This is a genomic window from Erwinia artemisiae (genome assembly GCF_051400835.1).
In the GTDB taxonomy this organism is placed as follows: Bacteria; Pseudomonadota; Gammaproteobacteria; order Enterobacterales; family Enterobacteriaceae; genus Erwinia; species Erwinia aeris.
In genome coordinates this window covers 58,918-76,823 of sequence record NZ_JBLFFM010000001.1, presented here as the reverse complement: position 1 = coordinate 76,823, position 17,906 = coordinate 58,918, and the positions used below count along the sequence as shown (strand labels likewise).

Here is a 17,906-nt window from a genome sequence, read left to right as displayed (position 1 = left end):
TCAGCAACTTTTTATCCGCCCGTCATACAACTCCCGTATGCTGTCGCGATTTAGATCCTGTTTACTCTGGAAGGAGCCTTAATGCCCGCTTTTGTTCCGGTGACGGCCATTACTCGTCGCCATTTGATTTTTCCCCTTTCGCTGGTGCTGTTTGAGTTCGCCAGCTATATCGCCCATGACATGATCCAGCCCGGAATGCTGCTGGTGACCAACGAGTTCGGCGTCGGCCCGGAATGGGTTTCCGCCTCGCTAACCGCCTATCTGGCCGGCGGCATCGTGCTGCAATGGCTGCTGGGGCCGCTTTCCGACAAGCTTGGCCGCAGGCCGGTGATGCTGGCAGGCGTGGCCTTTTTTACCCTGGCCTGCGTGGGGACGCATTGGGTCGGCTCCGTCGGGCAGTTTATTCTGATGCGCTTCCTGCAGGGCACCAGCCTCTGTTTTATTGGCGCGGTCGGCTATGCCGCCATCCAGGAAGCCTTTAACGAAGCCCTGAGCGTGAAAATGATGGCGCTGATGGCTAACGTAGCGCTACTGGCACCGTTGGCAGGCCCGCTGGCCGGTGCCGCCTTTCTCTCGGTGGGCGAATGGCGCACGATGTTCTGGCTGTTCGGCGCCGTCAGCGCGGTGGCGCTGGTCGGCCTGTGGCGAACGATGCCGGAAACCGCGGGCGACCGCAGCACCTCCGTTTCAGTTAAGTCGCTGGCCAAAGGCTATCTCGGCCTGGTGCGGGATCGCCAGGTGATGAGCGGTTCGCTGGCTATCGGCCTGGTCAGTATTCCCTGCCTGGGCTGGGTAGCGCTGTCGCCGGTGATCCTGATCCATGACGAGCATCTTTCCCGTATGACCTACGCGCTGCTCCAGCTGCCGGTGTTTGTGGCGATGATTATCGGCAATCTGACCCTGGGCCGCCTGTCCGGCCGCGTACCGATTGAGCAGCCGCTGAAGCTGGCCGCGTGGCCGATCCTGATTGGCCTGGCGGTAGCAACGCTTGCCAGCGCGCTGAACGCCCACAGCTACCTCTGGCTTACCGCAGGCCTGAGCCTGTACGGTTTTGGCACGGGGCTGGTTAACGCCGGCCTGTACCGCCTGACGCTGTTTTCCAGCTCGTCGGGCAAAGGCAGCGTCGCCGCGATGCTGGGCATGGTGAGTATTCTGGTCTTTACGTTAGGGATCGAAGCGGTGAAAAGCGCCTATTTCAGCGGCGGCAGCTTCTGGTTCAGCCTGGTCAATCTGGCCTGCGGACTGCTCTGGTTCTGGCTGGTGAAAGCCTTTCTGCGCGAGCGTAACCGACGGATAGCGCTGGCACAGTAAAAAAGCCCCGCCAGACGGCGGGGCTTTTTTTATTTTTTAGGGAAAAGATCTTTGCGGCGGTAAGGCTCAGTCTCACCCTCTTTGCGGGTCTTCAGCAGCTTCAAAATCCAGGCGTACTGCTCAGGATTAGGCCGCACCAGAAGCTCCACTTCCTCATTCATTCTGCGCGCCAGCGTTTTATCATCCGCTGCCAGCAGATCGTCCATTGGCGAGCGCAAATAGATATCCAGCCGATGCGTTTTGCTGTTGTAAACCGGGAACAGCGGCACCACGCGGGCACGGCAGACCTTCATCAGCCTGCCTAACGCAGGCAGCGTGGCCTTGTAGGTGGCGAAGAAATCCACGAATTCGCTGTGCTCTGCGCCATGATCCTCATCCGGCAAGTAATAGCCACAGTATCCCTGGCGCACCGAGCTGATAAACGGCTTGATGCCGTTATCCCGGGAGTGCATACGGCCGCCAAAACGGCGGCGCACCGCGTTCCAGATATAGTCCATTACCGGGTTCCGCTGGTGATGGAACATGGCCGCCATTTTATGCCCTTCCGAAGCCAGCGCCATTGCCGGGATATCCACTGCCCAGCCGTGCGGTACCAGAAAGATGATGTTCTGATTTTGCGCGCCAATCTGCTCAATAATTTCTTTATTATGCCAGGTGATACGCTGCACTGCATGGGCCGGACGCAGAGCCAGCTCGGCCATCATCACTATAGACTGCGGCGCCGTGGCGAACATTTCATCAATGATTTTTTCGCGATCGGCTTCTGCTACCTCAGGCATACAGTAAAACAAATTGATTTGCGCACGACGTCGCGCGCTCTTCGCGTATTTTCCGGCGAAGCGCCCCAGCGCGCCCAGTAACGGATCCCGCATTTTTGCCGGGAGCCAGGCCATGCCGGCGCAAAGCCCAATCGCCAGCCAGCTTCCCCAATAGCGCGGCAGCAGAAAGGATTTCCGAAAGGTGGGAATAAATTCATTATTGCTTTTCTTGTTTTCCATGCACTCGCCTCAAATTCTGAGCGGCTAATGATAGTGCCGACGCACAATTTTGCAATGCCCGCCTCATTTTACCCATAAAGAAAAGCCGACGGCTAAAGCGTCGGCTTTTTTCGCGGGAAAGTTAATGCTTACTTAAAGCGCAGCTGTGGCGTGACTTCGCGAACCTGCGCCAGATAATCGCTGCGGTCTTTACCGGTCAGCCCTTCCATACGCGGCAGCTTCGCCGTAAGCGGATTGACGGCCTGGTTGTTGATCCAGACTTCAAAGTGCAGATGCGGCCCCGTTGAGCGACCGGTATTGCCGCTCAAACCAACGCGCTCGCCGCGCTTCACTTTATCGCCTGGCTTCACCAGCAGCTTTTTCATATGCATATAGCGCGTCATATACTGACGGCCATGACGAATGGCAACATAGTTGCCCGCGCCGCCGCTGCGTTTCGCCACGATCACTTCACCGTCGCCTACCGCCAGCACCGGCGTGCCCAGCGGGATAGCGAAGTCCACGCCCTTATGCGGCGCGACACGACCGGTCACCGGATTCAGGCGATGCGGGTTGAAGTTGGACGACACGCGATACTGTCTGGCCGTCGGGAAGCGCATAAAGCCGTGCGCCAGTCCGGCGCCGCTGCGATCGTAGAATTTGCCGTCGGCAGCGCGAATCGCATAGTAGTCTTTGCCGCCGGTTTGCAGACGAACGCCGGCAAGGCGGCTCTGCTGGCTCTTGCCATCCATCATCTCGCGCGACATCAGCACGGAGAAACGGTCGCCGTTACGCAACTTACGGAAGTCCATCTGCCACTGCAACGCTTTGATCACGGCGCTGATTTCGCCGCTGCTCAGCCCGGCGTTTCGCGCGCTGGTCACGAAACTGCCCTCCACCGTGCCGGAGAGCACGTTGTTTTGCCACTCGCCCTGCTGAACCGCAGCGGAGGATTTAAAGGTGTTGCCGGAACGATCGTAGGTGCGGGTTTCGCGGCGCGACGCTTCCCAGGTCAGCCGCTGCAGCTGGCCGTCGTCGGTTAACGTCCAGGAAAGCTGCTGACCAATTTGCAGGTTACGCAGATCCTTATCCACCTTGACCAGCTGGTTGATATCTCCCATATCGATGCCATACTGATTAAGAACGCTGCTTAACGTATCTCCCGATGACACCACGTAATCATGCGTGCCGGTTTCGCTGGGCACATCCTGGTCTATCTCATCTTTCGGCACGTCGTCATCAGGCGAAGGCATATCCTGATCGATTGGCTCGCTGGCTTCCGGCAACAGCGTACGCAGCTGCTCTTTATCCAGCTCTATGCTTTTGACGATCGGATTTTCACCGCTGACGGTGGGATGGTAAACGAAAGGCCGCCATACGGAGACGGCCAGCGTAACAACGGTGAGCGAACCCAGCATAACGCGGTGGGTTCGCGGCAATGTATTAAACGCCATAGCGACAGCGCGGGCAATTTGCTGCACGTATTAGTTCCTCTAAGCTCCTTTCAGGCAGCTCGCGTACTGGCTGGACAGCTGTGAGAGGAATTTCACATAGCTGTCTCTTCCCGGAGTGATGTCCGTTCCCAGCGGATCCAGCGTTCCTGTACGCACTTTGGTTCCTCTGGCAACAGCATCGATCACGGCCGGCCTGAATTGTGGCTCAGCAAAGACGCAGACGGCCTTTTGCTCAACCAACTCTGTTCGAATTTGATGTAAACGCTGAGCGCCGGGCTGGATTTCAGGGTTGACGGTAAAATGACCCGCAGGAGTCAGACCGAAATGTTTTTCAAAGTAGGTGTAAGCATCGTGAAAAACGAAATAACCCTTCCCTTTTACCGGCTCAAGCTGAGCGGCTATTTGCGTATCAGCCGTGGCCAATTCTGCCTCAAAATGCTGCAGGTTCGCGTCTAGTTTGTCTCTGCTCTGCGGCATAAGTTCCAATAATTTTGCATGGATTGCAACCGCAGATTGCCTTGCGATTTCCGGGGACATCCACAAGTGCATATTATATTCGCCGTGGTGGTGCGCATGGGCATGTTCATCCGCTGCTTCAGCGCCCTCCTCATGCTCGTGCGCATCGTCATCCGCCCCACGAACCAGCAGGGGTTTAACCGCCGTTAACTCAGCCAGTTCGAGGTTTTTTTGCGCGGGCAGCGCGGCGACCGCCTTCGGCAAGAAAGCCTCCATTTCCGGCCCGATCCAGACCACAAGATCCGCGCTCTGCAGGCGTTTAATGTCCGAAGGACGCAGCGCGTAATCATGCTCTGAAGCCCCATCCGGCAGTAAAATTTCCACCGGCGTAACGCCATAGGCAATAGCGGCAGCGATAAAGCCCAACGGTTTAACAGAGGCCACTACCGCAGCCTGGGCGGTAGAGGTCAGCGAAGCGGCAAATCCCAGGGCAGAAAGCAGCGTTAACAAGGGCTTGGTTTTATGTAACATAATGATTCAGTCCATCGTGACAGGTCGAAGAATTGTGATATTATAACATTCGATAACTTCTGCAACCCGTAATCACTATGACCTCACTGATTAGCCTTGAAAAAATTTCCGTCAGCTTTGGTCAGCGCGCCGTGCTTTCTAACGTTTCGCTGACGCTGGAGCCGGGCAAAATATTAACGCTGCTCGGGCCTAACGGTGCCGGTAAGTCTACGCTGGTGCGCGTGGTACTGGGACTGATTTCGCCAACGCGAGGCAGCGTGGTGCGCCACGAACAGCTGCGTATTGGCTACGTGCCGCAAAAAATTCATCTGGACGCTACGCTGCCGCTGACCGTCGAGCGCTTTATGCTGCTGCGCGGCGGCGTCAAGCGCGGCGATATCCTGCCCGCGCTGAAAAGGGTGCAGGCCGCACAGCTGGTGGACGCGCCGCTGCAAAAGCTCTCCGGCGGGGAAATGCAGCGCGTGCTGCTGGCCCGCGCCCTGCTCAACCAGCCGCAGCTGCTGGTGCTGGACGAGCCGACGCAGGGCGTTGACGTGAACGGCCAGGTGGCGCTTTACGATCTGATCGATCAGCTACGGCGCGAGCTGAACTGTGGCGTGCTGATGGTTTCCCATGATTTGCATCTGGTAATGGCAAAGACCGACGAGGTGCTGTGCCTGAATCAGCATATCTGCTGTTCCGGTACGCCGGAGGCGGTCTCTCAGCATCCGGAATTTATCTCTATGTTTGGCCCGCGCGGCGCCGAGCAGCTGGCTATCTATCGCCATCAGCATAACCATCGTCACGACCTTCAGGGACGTATCGTTTTACGCAGAGGACAAACCAAGTGATTGAACTGTTGCTGCCCGGCTGGCTGGCGGGTTTCTTTCTGGCGCTGGCGGCTGGCCCGCTCGGCTCGTTTGTGGTCTGGCGCCGCATGTCCTATTTTGGCGATACGCTGGCGCACGCTTCACTGCTTGGCGTGGCTTTTGGACTGTTGCTGAACGTCAGCCCGTTTTATGCGGTGATCGCCGTTACGCTGCTGCTGGCGCTGCTGCTGGTCTGGCTGGAGCGTCGGCCGCATCTGGCTATCGATACGCTGCTGGGCATTATGGCGCACAGCGCGCTGTCGCTGGGCCTGGTGGTGGTCAGCCTGATGTCCGGCGTGCGGGTGGATCTGATGGCCTATCTGTTCGGCGATCTGCTGGCCGTAACGCCGACCGATCTTTATACCATCGCCGCTGGCGTGGTCGTGGTGCTGGCGGTGCTGGCGGCTAACTGGCGCTCGCTGCTTTCCATGACCATCAGCCCGGAGCTGGCCCAGGTAGACGGCGTCAATATCCAGCGGACTAAGATGGTGTTGATGCTGGTAACGGCGCTGACCATCGGCGTGGCGATGAAGTTCGTCGGCGCGTTGATTATCACCTCGCTGCTGATCATTCCTGCCGCAACGGCACGACGGTTTGCGCGCTCGCCGGAGCAGATGGCTGGGGTCGCGGTGCTGGTGGGGATTCTGGCGGTGACTGCCGGCCTGACCTTCTCCGCCTTTTACGATACGCCGGCCGGGCCGTCGGTGGTGCTGGGCGCGTCGCTGATGTTTATGCTCAGCATGGTAAAAAAACCGGCGGTCTGAAACGTCCGTCAGGGAAAGAAAAAACCGGTCGTCGCTGACCGGTTTTTTTATGGCTTACTCTTCCCGCGTGATGCCGAAGTGCTTATAGGCATGCTGCGTCGCCATCCGGCCGCGCGGCGTGCGCTGAATAAAGCCCTGCTGGATCAGATAAGGCTCCAGCACGTCCTCAATGGTTTCGCGCTCTTCGCCGATCGCCGCCGCCAGGTTGTCCAGCCCGACCGGGCCGCCGGTAAACTTATCGATGATCGCCAGCAGCAGCTTGCGGTCCATATAATCGAAGCCTTCCGTGTCCACGTTCAGCATATCCAGCGCTCTGGCGGCCACGTCGCCGCTCAGGCTGCCCTGCGCTTTGACCTCGGAGAAATCCCTGACGCGGCGCAGCAGACGGTTGGCGATACGCGGCGTGCCGCGCGAGCGGCGGGCGATTTCCAGCGCGCCCTCTTCGCTCAGCGGCAGGCCCAGACAGCTGGCGCTGCGGCCGACGATATGCTGAAGGTCTTTCACCTGATAAAACTCCAGACGCTGCACGATACCGAAACGGTCACGCAGCGGCGACGTTAGCGAGCCGGCCCGCGTCGTCGCGCCAATCAGGGTAAACGGCGGCAGATCCAGTTTGATGGAGCGCGCGGCCGGGCCTTCACCGATCATAATATCCAGCTGATAGTCTTCCATCGCCGGATAAAGCACCTCTTCCACCACCGGCGAAAGACGATGGATCTCATCGATAAAGAGCACGTCGTGCGGTTCAAGGTTGGTCAGCATGGCGGCCAGGTCGCCCGCTTTCTCCAGCACCGGCCCGGAGGTGGTGCGCAGGTTGACGCCCAGCTCGTTGGCGACGATCCCGGCCAGCGTGGTTTTCCCCAGCCCCGGCGGGCCGAAGACCAGCAGATGATCCAGCGCGTCGCCGCGCATTTTGGCGGCCTGGATAAAAATCTCCATCTGCTCGCGCACTACCGGCTGGCCGACATACTCTTCCAGCAGCTTCGGCCGGATGGCGCGATCAATGACTTCTTCTTCGCTGAAGGTTCCCGGCGATACCAGGCGATCGGCTTCAATCATGCTTTACCTCAAATAGCTGCGCGCAGGGCTTCACGGATCAGCGTTTCACAATCTGCATCCGGGCGGCCGACTTTGCCGATCATCCGGCTGGCTTCCTGAGGTTTATACCCCAGCGACACCAGTGCGGCAACGGCTTCCTCTTCCGCGCTGTTGCCTGCGGCAGGCGCCTGCACTTCGCTGGTCAGCGCGAAAGGCGCATCGGCGGCAAACAGGTCGCCATGCATCCCTTTAAAGCGGTCTTTCATTTCGACCACCAGACGCTCGGCGGTCTTTTTGCCCACGCCCGGCAGCTTCACCAGCGAGGCGATCTCTTCGCGCTCTACGGCCGTAACAAACTGCTGCGCCGACATGCCGGACAGGATCGCCAGCGCCAGCTTTGGCCCAACGCCGTTAACCTTGATCAGCTCGCGAAACAGCGCTCTCTCCTGACGGCTGTTGAAACCGAACAGCAGCTGCGCGTCCTCGCGCACCACAAAGTGGGTGAACAGCGTTGCTTCGTGATCCAGCTCGGGAAGCTCATAAAAACAGGTCATCGGCATATGCACTTCATAACCCACGCCGCCGACTTCCAACAGCACCAGCGGCGGCTGTTTTTCCAGAATCTTGCCTCTCAGACGACCTATCACCGTAAGCTTCCTTCAGAAATGTGTTAATGCGGGGATTTATATCATAAAAAAAGCTGGATAGATATCCAGCTTATCAGGAACGCAGGCGACCGCGCGCCAGGTTGAGTTTGCCTTCGCCCAGCCGGTTAATATTCTGGCTGAGATGGCAGTGGGTGATGGCGATAGCCAGCGCATCTGCCGCATCCGCCTGCGGGCTGGCGGAGAGCTTCAGCAGCGTTTTCACCATATGCTGCACCTGGCTTTTCTCTGCGCTGCCGATGCCGACCACGGTTTGCTTGACCTGACGCGCCGCGTATTCGAACACCGGCAGATCGTGATTGACCGCCGCCACGATGGCCGCGCCGCGAGCCTGGCCCAGCTTCAGCGCCGAATCGGCGTTTTTCGCCATAAAGACCTGCTCAATGGCGAAGTATTCCGGCTGAAACTGGGTAATGATCTCGCTGACGCCCGCATAAATCAGCTTCAGGCGGGACGGCAGATCGGTCGAATTGGTGCGGATGCAGCCGCTGCCCAGGTAGGTCAACTGGCGACCTACCTGACGGATAATACCGTAGCCGGTTATCCGCGAGCCGGGATCGATACCTAAAATGATCGCCATTACGCCTCTCCCGGCCGTTGCGTGAAGTGCGCCATTACAGCGTTGCCGCGACCTCGTCGGAGATCTCGCCGTTATGGTAAACTTCCTGCACGTCGTCGCAATCTTCCAGCATATCGATCAGGCGTAGCAGCTTCGGCGCCGTTTCCGCATCCATATCCGCTTTGGTGGAAGGGATCATGGTGACTTCGGCGCTGTCGGCAGTAAGGCCCTCTGCGGCCAGCGCGTCTTTCACTTCGCCCAGCGATTCCCACGCGGTAAAGACATCCATCGCGCCGTCGTCATAGGTCACCACGTCGTCCGCACCCGCTTCCAGCGCGGCATCCATCAGGGTGTCTTCTTCCAGACCCGGAGCGAAAGAGATCACGCCTTTGCGGGTAAACAGATAGGCCACGGAGCCGTCGGTGCCCAGGTTGCCACCGGTTTTGGTGAAGGCGTGACGCACTTCGGAAACGGTACGGTTGCGGTTGTCGCTCAGGCATTCCACCATCACCGCCGTGCCGCCAGGACCATAGCCTTCATAGATGATGGTTTCCATGTTGCTGTCGTCTTCGCCGCCCACGCCGCGCGCGATAGCACGGTTCATGGTATCGCGCGTCATGTTGTTGGACAGCGCCTTATCCATTGCCGCGCGCAGGCGCGGGTTAGAACCCGGATCGCCGCCGCCCAGCTTAGCTGCCGTAACCAGCTCGCGGATAATTTTGGTGAAAATTTTACCGCGTTTGGCATCCTGAGCCGCTTTACGGTGCTTGGTGTTAGCCCATTTACTGTGACCAGCCATTAACTCTTTCTCCAGATATAGATCGGACAGGCTATCCTGCGCGTGATGTTGTCCGCTGGCAGTGTCCGCAGTCCTCACGGACGCATGCCGGCAGCGAACAAACTCACCGCGCCGATAAAAGCCTGAACATTTAACTAATTCCATCCCTTTACCCGGCCATTAGCCAGAAGCCAGGGAGCTAAACTACAAATTCTTCAATGGCCTGGCGGTTGCTCCAGGACTTGCACAGCGCCGCGCCTTCTGCGGCCGCCATCCAGCGCCAGGCCAGATGCTCGCTTAGCGTGACCGGCTGTTCGGCAGGCAGCGCCAGATAAAACCAGTGTTCGCTGTTATGCGTGACCTCCGGCGCGTAGCGGTGGCGAAAATGCGCAAAGATTTCGAATTCTATCCGACGCCGGCAGTCCACTAATGTGAGCTGCCCGGCGTTGATATCAATCCCTGTTTCTTCCAGCACTTCCCGCCGCGCGGTTTCCGCCAGGCTTTCGCCCTCTTCCTGACTGCCGGTAACGGATTGCCAGAAATCCGGATCGTCGCGCCGTTGCAGCATCAGCACCCGCCCGGTATCGCGGGCGAAGATCACCACCAGAACCGATACGGGCCGCTTGAAAGCCATCTTAGTTGCTCTCAGGCTTATCCTTTTTTATCACCTGGATCCCCAGCTCCGTCAGCGAAGCCGGATTGGCGAAGCTTGGCGCTTCGGTCATCAGGCAGGCCGCCGCCGTGGTTTTCGGGAAGGCGATAACGTCGCGGATGTTGTCGGTGCCGGTTAACAGCATAACCAGGCGATCCAGACCAAAGGCTAAACCAGCGTGCGGCGGCGTACCGAACTTCAGCGCATCCAGCAGGAAGCCGAACTTCTCACGCTGCTCCTGCTCGGTGATGCCCAGAATGCCGAATACCGTCTGCTGCATGTCGCCACGGTGAATACGCACCGAGCCGCCGCCCACTTCGTAGCCGTTGATCACCATGTCATAGGCGTTGGCGATCGCCGTTTCCGGCGCGTTTTTCAGATCGATTGGTGTCATGTCGCGCGGCGCGGTGAACGGATGGTGCATCGCAGTCAGCCCGCCTTCGCCGTCGTCTTCAAACATTGGGAAGTCAACGACCCACAGCGGCGCCCAGGCGTTGCCGTTGGTAATATCCAGGTCGCGACCCAGCTTCAGGCGCAGCGCGCCCAGCGCGTCGGCCACGATTTTCTCGCTGTCCGCGCCAAAGAAGATCGCGTCGCCGTCAGCGGCCTCGGTACGGCTCAGGATCGCTTCCACGATGTCCGCGTTCAGGAACTTGGCGACCGGGCTGCTGACGCCTTCCAGACCTTTGGCGCGTTCGTTGACTTTCATCCACGCCAGGCCTTTCGCGCCGTAGATTTCGACAAACTTGCCGTATTCATCAATCTGCTTGCGGCTGAGCTGAGCACCGCCCGGCACGCGCAGCGCGGCGACGCGGCCTTTGGCATCGTTGGCCGGGCCGGAGAAGACCTTGAACTCTACATCTTTCAGCAGATCGGCCACGTCCACCAGCTCCATCGGGTTACGCAGATCCGGCTTGTCGGAACCGTAACGGCGCATTGCTTCGGCGAAGGTCATCATCGGGAAATCGCCCAGTTCGACGCCTTTCACGTCCTGCCACAGCTCGCGCACCATTTTCTCCATGATTTCCCGCACCTGTGGCGCGGTCATAAAGGAGGTTTCGACGTCGATCTGGGTAAATTCAGGCTGGCGGTCGGCGCGCAGATCTTCATCGCGGAAGCATTTGACGATCTGATAGTAGCGGTCGAAGCCGGACATCATCAGCAGCTGCTTGAACAGCTGAGGCGACTGCGGCAGCGCATAGAATTTGCCTTTGTGCACGCGGCTCGGCACCAGATAGTCGCGCGCGCCTTCCGGCGTGGCTTTGGTCAGCATCGGCGTTTCGATATCCAGAAAGCCGTTGTCGTCCATAAAGCGGCGCACGAAGCTGGTGATTTTCGCGCGGGCCTTCAGGCGCTGCGCCATATCCGGACGACGCAGATCCAGATAGCGATATTTCAGGCGCGCTTCTTCGCTGTTGGTCTGATTGGGATCCAGCGGCAGCGGCTCGGCGCGGTTGATAATGGTCAGATCGGTGGCGAACACTTCTACTTCGCCCGTCGCCATCTCGCTGTTTTTGTTTTTTTCGTCACGCGCACGCACGGTGCCGGTCAGCTGGATACAGAACTCGTTACGCAGTTCAGAGGCCAGCTGAAAGGCTTCCTGGCGATCGGGATCGAAAAAGACCTGCACGATGCCTTCACGGTCGCGCATATCGATGAAGATCAGGCTGCCCAGATCGCGGCGGCGGTTAACCCATCCGCAAAGTGTCACCTGTTGGCCTACGTGAGACAGGTTGATCTGTCCGCAATACTCGGTACGCATAACGCTATCCTTTTAACTTCGCCGCTCGCGGGCAGCATCTTTAGTTATCTGTTCGGGGCGATGCCGCCGCGAAAAAGGCGGCTATTATAATGGAAAAAGCCCGGCGCGATAAGAGTCGCTTCCTGCAAGCTATGCCGAAAGTCGCTACAATTAGCCTGCGCCTCACAAAAGCTAACAAATTTCCCGCGTCTCTGACATTGTTGTTATCGCGCATTAAGGCTGACTGCCTGTATTCTCAACGGTTTTCCCCAAACACCCGGAGCAAGTATGTTGGAATTAAACGCTGCAACCACCGCGCTGGTGCTGATCGATTTGCAGGAAGGCATTCTGCCTTTCGCTGGCGGCCCTTATAAGGCAGAAGACGTGGTGGCCCGTTCGGCAAAGCTGGCCGATAAATTCCGCGCCGTCAATGCGCCCGTCGTGCTGGTGCGCGTGGGCTGGGCGAAAGATTTCGGCGACGCGCCGAAGCAGGTAGTTGATAACAGCCACGGCGGCCCGCTGCCGGAAAACTGGTGGGACTGGCCGACAGCCCTGGGCAAACAGGACAGCGATATTGAAGTGATCAAACATCAGTGGGGCGCGTTTTACGGCACCGATCTGGAGCTGCAGCTGCGTCGTCGCGGTATTGATACTATTGTGCTGGGCGGCATCTCGACCAATATCGGCGTGGAATCTACCGCCCGTAACGCCTGGGAGCTGGGCTTTAACCTGATCGTCGCGGAAGATATCTGTAGCGCGGGCAGCAACGAAGAGCACAACGGCAGCTTTAAGCATATTTTCCCCCGTCTGGGTCGTGTACGCACCTCAGACGAGATTATGGCCGCGCTGTAATTTTCCCCGCGATCGCAGGGAAGCGATCGTTATCGTCGGCATGATAAGAGAGGAGCGATGAAACCTTTTTATCTGGGTCTGCCGCAGTGGCAGCATCCGCAATGGAAAAAGTTGGGCATGGAAACCCTTGCCGACTACGCGCGTTATTTTAACTGTGTTGAAGGCAATACAACGCTCTACGCGCTGCCGCGCCCTGAGATCGTCCAGCGCTGGTACGATATGACCCACGACGATTTCCGCTTCTGCTTTAAGTTTCCTGCCACCATCAGCCACAAGGCCGCGCTGCGCGACAGCGGCGATCTGACCGCCGAATTTTTCAGCCTGCTGACGCCGCTCGCCTCCCGCATTGGCCAGTACTGGCTACAGCTGCCCTCCGCGTTTTCGCCGGCGGATCTCCCGGCGCTTTGGGCCTTTCTTGACGGCCTGCCGAAAAGCTTCAGCTACGGCGTGGAAGTGCGTCATCCGGAATTTTTTGCCAAGGGCGAGGCTGAAAAAGCCCTGAACGCGGGGCTGCATCAGCGCGGCGTGAATCGGGTGATCCTGGATACGCGCGGCGTCCATTCCGCCATACCCAGCAATCCGGCCATTATTGACGCGCAGCGCAAAAAACCGCACCTGCCGGTGCATGCGGTGATGACAGCCGACCAGCCAATGATCCGTTTTATCGGCGGCGACGAGGTAAGCGCCAACCTGAAATGGTTTGCAGCCTGGCAAAACAAGCTGCCGCAGTGGTGCGAACAGGGCCAGCCGTGGCTGTTTATTCATACGCCTGACGTGGCCTTTGCGCCGGCGATGGTGCAGAGCCTGTGGGGGGCGTTGCGCCAGGCGGTGCCCGATATCGGCGAGCCGCCGGACTGGCCGCAGCAGGACAGTCTGTTCTGATCCCGGGCGACGCTGCACATATGCTGACAGCTGCTCTTTTCACCGCTATGATGGCGCCAGAAATTTTCGACCGGGTGGAGTAAGGATGGTCAGCGCGCTGTATGTAGTGCTGGGAGCACTGTTTATTATCAAGTTTTCTTTTGACGTAGTGCGGCTGCGTCGCCAGTATCACGTGGCGCACGGCGACGGCGGCTTTTATGAATTGCAGACCGCCATTCGTATTCACGGCAACGCCGTAGAGTATATTCCGCTCGCCCTGCTGCTGCTGGTGATTATGGAAATGAACGGCGCGGAAATGTGGATGCTGCACCTGACCGGCCTCTTCTTTTTCCTGGGCCGCGCGCTGCACAGCTACGGTATGCGCACCAGCACGCTGCTGTGGCGGAAAAACGGTATGATCCTGACGCTGGCATCGCTGCTGGGCATGATCGTGCTTAACCTTGTTTTTCTGCCCTGGGATTTGGTTTTCACGCTGGGCTGAGGCGGAAAAGGTGCAGCCCGCGCCGCTTTCTGCCAGAATACGCCCTTTCCGTTTTTGTTCCGGACTTACCACTATGTCTAACCGCGATACGCTGTTCTCCGCGCCGATTGCCAAACTGGGCGACTGGACGTTTGACGAGCGCGTGGCCGAAGTTTTTCCCGATATGATCCAGCGCTCCGTGCCTGGCTATTCCAATATTATTTCGATGATCGGGATGCTGGCCGAGCGTTTTGTACAGCCGCACAGCCAGGTTTACGATCTGGGCTGCTCGCTGGGCGCCGCCACCCTTTCGGTGCGCCGCAATATCAAAGCCGAAGGCTGCAAAATTATCTCCGTTGATAACTCGCCCGCGATGGTGGAGCGCTGCCGTCGCCATATTGACGCTTTCCGCGCCGACACGCCGGTCGAAGTGATTGAGGCCGATATTCGCGCCGTTCCGATTGAAAACGCCTCGCTGGTGGTGCTGAACTTTACGCTGCAGTTTTTAGAGCCTGCCGAGCGGCAGAGCCTGCTGAATACCATCTGGCAAGGCCTGCGTCCCGGCGGCGCACTGGTGCTTTCCGAAAAATTCAGCTTCGCCGACGCCAGCGTGGGCGAACTGCTGTTCAATATGCATCATGACTTCAAGCGGGCTAACGGCTACAGCGAACTGGAGATCAGCCAGAAGCGCAGTATGCTGGAAAACGTTATGCTGACCGACAGCGTGGAAACGCACAAAGAGCGCCTGCGCCTGGCCGGTTTTGAGCATGCCGAACTCTGGTTCCAGTGCTTTAATTTTGGCTCGTTAATTGCGCTTAAGGCTGGGACGGACTGATGGATTTCGGTAATTTTTATCAGCTGATCGCCAAAAGTCCGCTGTCGCACTGGCTGGAAACGCTGCCTGCACAGATTGCCGCCTGGCAGCGCGAACAGCTGCACGGGCATTTTAAAAACTGGGATCGCTCGGTTGAGCATCTGCCGACCATCGTGCCAGAAACGTTGGATCTGCTGCACGGTGTCACCGCCGACAGCAGCCAGCTCAGCGAGCGCCAGCGCGGCGGTATCGAAAGCCTGCTGCGTAATCTGATGCCGTGGCGCAAAGGCCCCTACTCGCTGTATGGCGTGCATATTAATACCGAATGGCGCTCCGACTGGAAATGGGACCGCGTGCTGCCGCATATTTCCCCGCTGGCGGGCCGAACCGTGCTGGACGTCGGCTGCGGCAGCGGCTATCACATGTGGCGCATGGTTGGTGCGGGCGCAAATCTGGTGGTGGGCATCGATCCGATGCAGCTGTTTATCTGCCAGTTCGAGGCCGTGCGCAAGCTGCTGGGCAACGATCAGCGCGCGCACGTGCTGCCGCTCGGCATCGAGCAGCTGCCGGAGCTGAAAGCGTTTGATACGGTTTTTTCGATGGGCGTGCTCTATCATCGCCGCTCGCCGCTGGATCACCTTTATCAGCTGAAGAACCAGCTGGTCAGCGGCGGCGAGCTGGTGCTGGAAACCCTGGTGGTCGAAGGCGACGAGCACGCGGTGCTGGTGCCGGGCGAACGCTATGCGCAGATGCGCAACGTCTATTTTATTCCCTCTACCGGCGCGCTGAAAAACTGGCTGGAGAAATGCGGCTTTGTTGATGTGAAGATCGCGGACTATTCCGTGACTTCGACGGAAGAGCAGCGCCGCACCGACTGGATGACCAGCGAATCGCTGGCGGAGTTTTTGGATCCCAACGACAGCAGCAAAACCGTCGAAGGCTATCCGGCGCCGCTGCGTGCCGTACTGGTGGCGCGCAAGCCTTAGCACGACCGGCGTCGCCGTGGGCGTAAAGCCTTGGCTTTACTCGTGGCTCATAACTGCCAGCTTTAGCTACCCGTGCGGCTGACTCGGTGCGCAAGCTTCGGGCATAAGCGGCCTGACTGATAGCCAGCCTTAGTTCGTCCGGCGCGGGTGGCTGCTGGTTTCAGCCTCGCTGTAGTAAATAAAGCCGGACGACCATTTTCGCGCAGGGACGCGCGAAAAGTGCGTTCATTATCCGTGCTTTCCCCCTTCCCCGGCAGGTCTTAACGCTTCGCCAGCGCCAGCTTTGCGGCAAAGCCGATAAAGACGCAGCCGGTCAGGCGATCCATGATTTTTATCACCGCCGGCTTACGCAGCTTTTCCGCAAAGTAATGCGTGCAGGCGATCAGCATCCCGTTCCACAACGTACCGACGACCACGTGGGTAAAGGCCATGCCGATACTCCAGAGCGCCACCGAGCCACCAGCAGGAATAAATTGCGGCAAAAACGAGACGTAGAAGATGCCGACCTTAGGGTTAAGCAAATTGCCTAAAAAACCACGCATAAATACGCGGCGATAGCCGTCCTGCTTAGCCTGCGGCAGAGCGTCCTGGAAGGCGCTGCGCGGTTTTAACAGTAGCCCCACGCCGAGCCATAGCAGATACGCCGCGCCCGCCAGCCTTAAAATGTTATAGGCCACTTCCGATGCCAGAAGCAGTGCGCCAAGCCCCACGCCCACCGCAGTGCCCCACGCCATACAGCCGGCATTGACGCCCATGCTGGTCGCCAGCGCTTTTTTCCAGCCGCTGGCGGCGGACGTACGCAGGATCAATGCCGTATCGAAACCCGGCGTCATGGTCAGCAGCGTAATGGCGAACAGAAAGGTTAATAACGAGGTCATACTGATTTCCCTGGAAAGGAAAAAAAGTTTAGCGATTACGCGGCTGATTGCCTACTACCAATTTTCGTTATGTCACATTTCCATCCCCCTTTTTGCGTTAAAAGGTCTACGGTTGAACCTGTACGACTTTTATTTCACCAAAAGGAGTTCCCATGAGTAAGTTCGTATTCTCTTCACCGCGCAAGTACGTTCAGGGCGCTGGCGTCATGGCTCAGCTGGGCGACTACGTAGCGGAACTGGGCAATAAAGCTTTTGTGGTGGCGGATGAAATCGTCTGGAAACTGACGGGCAAGACGGTGCAGGATGCTTTGCAGCAGCGCAACGTCGAGTTTCATTATCAGCAGTTCAACGGCGAGGCTTCCGGCAATGAGATCGCTCGCCTTACGGCGCTGGCGAAAGAGGCCGATGCGCAGCTGGTGATCGGCGTAGGCGGCGGCAAAACGTTGGATACGGTTAAAGCAGTGGCCGACGAGCTGAAGCGGCCGGTGGTGATTGTACCGACTATCGCCTCGACGGATGCGCCGTGCAGCGCGCTTTCCGTGATCTACTCCGACAGCGGCGTATTCGAAAGCTACCGCTTCTATAACAAAAACCCGGATCTGGTGCTGGTGGATACGCAGGTCTGCGCCCAGGCGCCGGTCAGGCTGTTCGCTTCCGGCATCGCTGATGGTCTGGCGACCTTTGTCGAAGCGCAGGCGGTCAAACGTTCGCACAGCAAATCGATGGTGGATGGCGATCCGACGATTGCAGGTATGGCGATTGCCGAAGCCTGCGAAAAAACGCTGCTGACCTGGGGATACAGCGCTTATCAGGCGGTAGAGAAAAAAGTGGTTACGCCAGCCGTAGAGGCGGTAGTGGAAGCCAATACGCTGCTTTCCGGCCTGGGCTTTGAAAACGCAGGTTTAGCGGGCGCGCACGCTATCCATAACGGCTTTACCGCTATCGACGGCGACATCCACCATCTGACGCACGGTGAAAAGGTCGCCTACGGCACGCTGACGCAAATGGTGCTGGAGCAGCGGCCCGATGAAGAGATTGCACGCTATGTCCGCTTTTATCGCGCGATAAAAATGCCGACCACGCTAAAAGAGATGCATCTGGAAAACGAAAGCTGGGAGAACCTGCTGAAAGTGGGCGAACTGGCTAACAGCGAAGGCGATACGCTGAAGAACCTTAACCCTAACCTTAGCGCGCAGGATATCGCCAGCGCTATCCTGGCAGTAGACGCTTTCAGCCAGACCGTGAAATAACAGCGTTTGG

The 17,906-nt window shown here is 58.3% G+C and carries 19 protein-coding genes; 9 read left to right on the top strand and 10 right to left on the bottom strand.

Going from position 1 to position 17,906, the window contains the following annotated elements:
• Window positions 1-81 precede the first annotated feature (81 nt).
• A complete protein-coding gene (locus ACMGEE_RS00350) occupies window positions 82-1,311 on the top strand; it encodes an MFS transporter (protein WP_301252212.1) in 1,230 nt (409 codons plus the stop codon).
• 29 nt (window positions 1,312-1,340) lie between these two features.
• Here the strand turns inward: ACMGEE_RS00350 and lpxM are convergent, their stop codons facing one another.
• From lpxM to znuA, 3 genes are all read right to left on the bottom strand, one after another.
• Window positions 1,341-2,309, bottom strand: a complete 969-nt coding sequence (lpxM, locus tag ACMGEE_RS00345; protein ID WP_301729443.1) for a lauroyl-Kdo(2)-lipid IV(A) myristoyltransferase — start codon at window positions 2,307-2,309, stop codon at window positions 1,341-1,343.
• Between the two features lie 128 nt (window positions 2,310-2,437).
• Entirely contained in the window at window positions 2,438-3,769 is a 1,332-nt protein-coding gene (gene mepM / locus ACMGEE_RS00340) for a murein DD-endopeptidase MepM (RefSeq protein ID WP_253460731.1), read from the bottom strand.
• A gap of 12 nt (window positions 3,770-3,781) precedes the next feature.
• The gene (gene znuA, locus ACMGEE_RS00335) at window positions 3,782-4,729 is read right to left on the bottom strand and encodes a zinc ABC transporter substrate-binding protein ZnuA (RefSeq protein ID WP_436829457.1); all 948 of its coding nucleotides are present in this window, start codon (window positions 4,727-4,729) and stop codon (window positions 3,782-3,784) included.
• A 77-nt stretch (window positions 4,730-4,806) separates the two neighbouring features.
• Between znuA and znuC the strand changes: the two genes are divergently transcribed.
• Both znuC and znuB read left to right on the top strand, forming a co-directional pair.
• Entirely contained in the window at window positions 4,807-5,559 is a 753-nt protein-coding gene (gene znuC / locus ACMGEE_RS00330) for a zinc ABC transporter ATP-binding protein ZnuC (protein ID WP_253460726.1), read from the top strand.
• Window positions 5,556-6,341: a zinc ABC transporter permease subunit ZnuB gene (gene znuB / locus ACMGEE_RS00325; RefSeq protein ID WP_301729442.1), complete on the top strand. Its 786-nt coding sequence runs from the start codon at window positions 5,556-5,558 to the stop codon at window positions 6,339-6,341. Before znuC ends, znuB begins: the two co-directional genes overlap by 4 nt.
• Before the next feature lie 54 nt (window positions 6,342-6,395).
• Here znuB and ruvB read toward each other — a convergent pair whose 3' ends face one another.
• The 6 genes from ruvB to aspS form a co-directional block, all read right to left on the bottom strand.
• Window positions 6,396-7,400 (bottom strand): Holliday junction branch migration DNA helicase RuvB, encoded by a 1,005-nt coding sequence (gene ruvB, locus ACMGEE_RS00320; RefSeq protein ID WP_125287913.1) that lies wholly within the window; start codon window positions 7,398-7,400, stop codon window positions 6,396-6,398.
• A gap of 8 nt (window positions 7,401-7,408) precedes the next feature.
• Window positions 7,409-8,026, bottom strand: a complete 618-nt coding sequence (gene ruvA / locus ACMGEE_RS00315) for a Holliday junction branch migration protein RuvA (protein ID WP_125287914.1) — start codon at window positions 8,024-8,026, stop codon at window positions 7,409-7,411.
• Between the two features lie 73 nt (window positions 8,027-8,099).
• Window positions 8,100-8,624: a crossover junction endodeoxyribonuclease RuvC gene (ruvC, locus tag ACMGEE_RS00310; protein WP_253460721.1), complete on the bottom strand. Its 525-nt coding sequence runs from the start codon at window positions 8,622-8,624 to the stop codon at window positions 8,100-8,102.
• A 34-nt stretch (window positions 8,625-8,658) separates the two neighbouring features.
• The gene (locus tag ACMGEE_RS00305; RefSeq protein ID WP_436829456.1) at window positions 8,659-9,402 is read right to left on the bottom strand and encodes a YebC/PmpR family DNA-binding transcriptional regulator; all 744 of its coding nucleotides are present in this window, start codon (window positions 9,400-9,402) and stop codon (window positions 8,659-8,661) included.
• Between the two features lie 178 nt (window positions 9,403-9,580).
• Complete coding sequence (gene nudB, locus ACMGEE_RS00300) at window positions 9,581-10,015, bottom strand: dihydroneopterin triphosphate diphosphatase (protein WP_253460715.1); 435 nt, start codon at window positions 10,013-10,015, stop codon at window positions 9,581-9,583.
• A 1-nt stretch (window position 10,016) separates the two neighbouring features.
• Entirely contained in the window at window positions 10,017-11,795 is a 1,779-nt protein-coding gene (gene aspS / locus ACMGEE_RS00295; protein ID WP_253460712.1) for an aspartate--tRNA ligase, read from the bottom strand.
• Window positions 11,796-12,062: 267 nt separating this feature from the next.
• On the opposite strand from aspS, the gene ACMGEE_RS00290 reads away from it, so the two are divergent.
• From ACMGEE_RS00290 to cmoB, 5 genes are all read left to right on the top strand, one after another.
• On the top strand, window positions 12,063-12,626 hold the full coding sequence (locus tag ACMGEE_RS00290; RefSeq protein WP_436829455.1) for a hydrolase: 564 nt from the start codon (window positions 12,063-12,065) through the stop codon (window positions 12,624-12,626).
• 57 nt (window positions 12,627-12,683) lie between these two features.
• Complete coding sequence (locus tag ACMGEE_RS00285; RefSeq protein WP_301252219.1) at window positions 12,684-13,508, top strand: DUF72 domain-containing protein; 825 nt, start codon at window positions 12,684-12,686, stop codon at window positions 13,506-13,508.
• 85 nt (window positions 13,509-13,593) lie between these two features.
• Window positions 13,594-13,989: an MAPEG family protein gene (locus ACMGEE_RS00280; protein WP_253460703.1), complete on the top strand. Its 396-nt coding sequence runs from the start codon at window positions 13,594-13,596 to the stop codon at window positions 13,987-13,989.
• A gap of 73 nt (window positions 13,990-14,062) precedes the next feature.
• A complete protein-coding gene (gene cmoA, locus ACMGEE_RS00275; protein ID WP_125287922.1) occupies window positions 14,063-14,803 on the top strand; it encodes a carboxy-S-adenosyl-L-methionine synthase CmoA in 741 nt (246 codons plus the stop codon).
• Window positions 14,800-15,768 carry a tRNA 5-methoxyuridine(34)/uridine 5-oxyacetic acid(34) synthase CmoB gene (gene cmoB, locus ACMGEE_RS00270; protein ID WP_253461296.1) on the top strand — a complete coding sequence of 323 codons (969 nt, stop codon included), beginning with the start codon at window positions 14,800-14,802 and terminating at the stop codon, window positions 15,766-15,768. Before cmoA ends, cmoB begins: the two co-directional genes overlap by 4 nt.
• A gap of 260 nt (window positions 15,769-16,028) precedes the next feature.
• Here the strand turns inward: cmoB and ACMGEE_RS00265 are convergent, their stop codons facing one another.
• The gene (locus ACMGEE_RS00265; protein ID WP_301252220.1) at window positions 16,029-16,646 is read right to left on the bottom strand and encodes a LysE family translocator; all 618 of its coding nucleotides are present in this window, start codon (window positions 16,644-16,646) and stop codon (window positions 16,029-16,031) included.
• A gap of 152 nt (window positions 16,647-16,798) precedes the next feature.
• Between ACMGEE_RS00265 and ACMGEE_RS00260 the strand changes: the two genes are divergently transcribed.
• Window positions 16,799-17,896 carry a glycerol dehydrogenase gene (locus tag ACMGEE_RS00260; RefSeq protein ID WP_301252222.1) on the top strand — a complete coding sequence of 366 codons (1,098 nt, stop codon included), beginning with the start codon at window positions 16,799-16,801 and terminating at the stop codon, window positions 17,894-17,896.
• Window positions 17,897-17,906: the final 10 nt, after the last annotated feature.

What these genes read in the sequence shown, in the direction of transcription:
- znuC (WP_253460726.1), top strand. Translation starts at nt 4,807, where the DNA reads ATGACCTCACTGATTAGCCTTGAAAAAATTTCCGTCAGCTTTGGTCAG.
- ACMGEE_RS00290 (WP_436829455.1), top strand. Translation starts at nt 12,063, where the DNA reads ATGTTGGAATTAAACGCTGCAACCACCGCGCTGGTGCTGATCGATTTG.
- ACMGEE_RS00305 (WP_436829456.1), bottom strand. Translation starts at nt 9,402, where the DNA reads ATGGCTGGTCACAGTAAATGGGCTAACACCAAGCACCGTAAAGCGGCT.
- ACMGEE_RS00260 (WP_301252222.1), top strand. Translation starts at nt 16,799, where the DNA reads ATGAGTAAGTTCGTATTCTCTTCACCGCGCAAGTACGTTCAGGGCGCT.
- ruvC (WP_253460721.1), bottom strand. Translation starts at nt 8,624, where the DNA reads ATGGCGATCATTTTAGGTATCGATCCCGGCTCGCGGATAACCGGCTAC.
- ACMGEE_RS00280 (WP_253460703.1), top strand. Translation starts at nt 13,594, where the DNA reads ATGGTCAGCGCGCTGTATGTAGTGCTGGGAGCACTGTTTATTATCAAG.
- cmoA (WP_125287922.1), top strand. Translation starts at nt 14,063, where the DNA reads ATGTCTAACCGCGATACGCTGTTCTCCGCGCCGATTGCCAAACTGGGC.
- ruvB (WP_125287913.1), bottom strand. Translation starts at nt 7,400, where the DNA reads ATGATTGAAGCCGATCGCCTGGTATCGCCGGGAACCTTCAGCGAAGAA.
- aspS (WP_253460712.1), bottom strand. Translation starts at nt 11,795, where the DNA reads ATGCGTACCGAGTATTGCGGACAGATCAACCTGTCTCACGTAGGCCAA.
- lpxM (WP_301729443.1), bottom strand. Translation starts at nt 2,309, where the DNA reads ATGGAAAACAAGAAAAGCAATAATGAATTTATTCCCACCTTTCGGAAA.
- nudB (WP_253460715.1), bottom strand. Translation starts at nt 10,015, where the DNA reads ATGGCTTTCAAGCGGCCCGTATCGGTTCTGGTGGTGATCTTCGCCCGC.
- ACMGEE_RS00265 (WP_301252220.1), bottom strand. Translation starts at nt 16,646, where the DNA reads ATGACCTCGTTATTAACCTTTCTGTTCGCCATTACGCTGCTGACCATG.
- ACMGEE_RS00350 (WP_301252212.1), top strand. Translation starts at nt 82, where the DNA reads ATGCCCGCTTTTGTTCCGGTGACGGCCATTACTCGTCGCCATTTGATT.
- ACMGEE_RS00285 (WP_301252219.1), top strand. Translation starts at nt 12,684, where the DNA reads ATGAAACCTTTTTATCTGGGTCTGCCGCAGTGGCAGCATCCGCAATGG.
- znuA (WP_436829457.1), bottom strand. Translation starts at nt 4,729, where the DNA reads ATGTTACATAAAACCAAGCCCTTGTTAACGCTGCTTTCTGCCCTGGGA.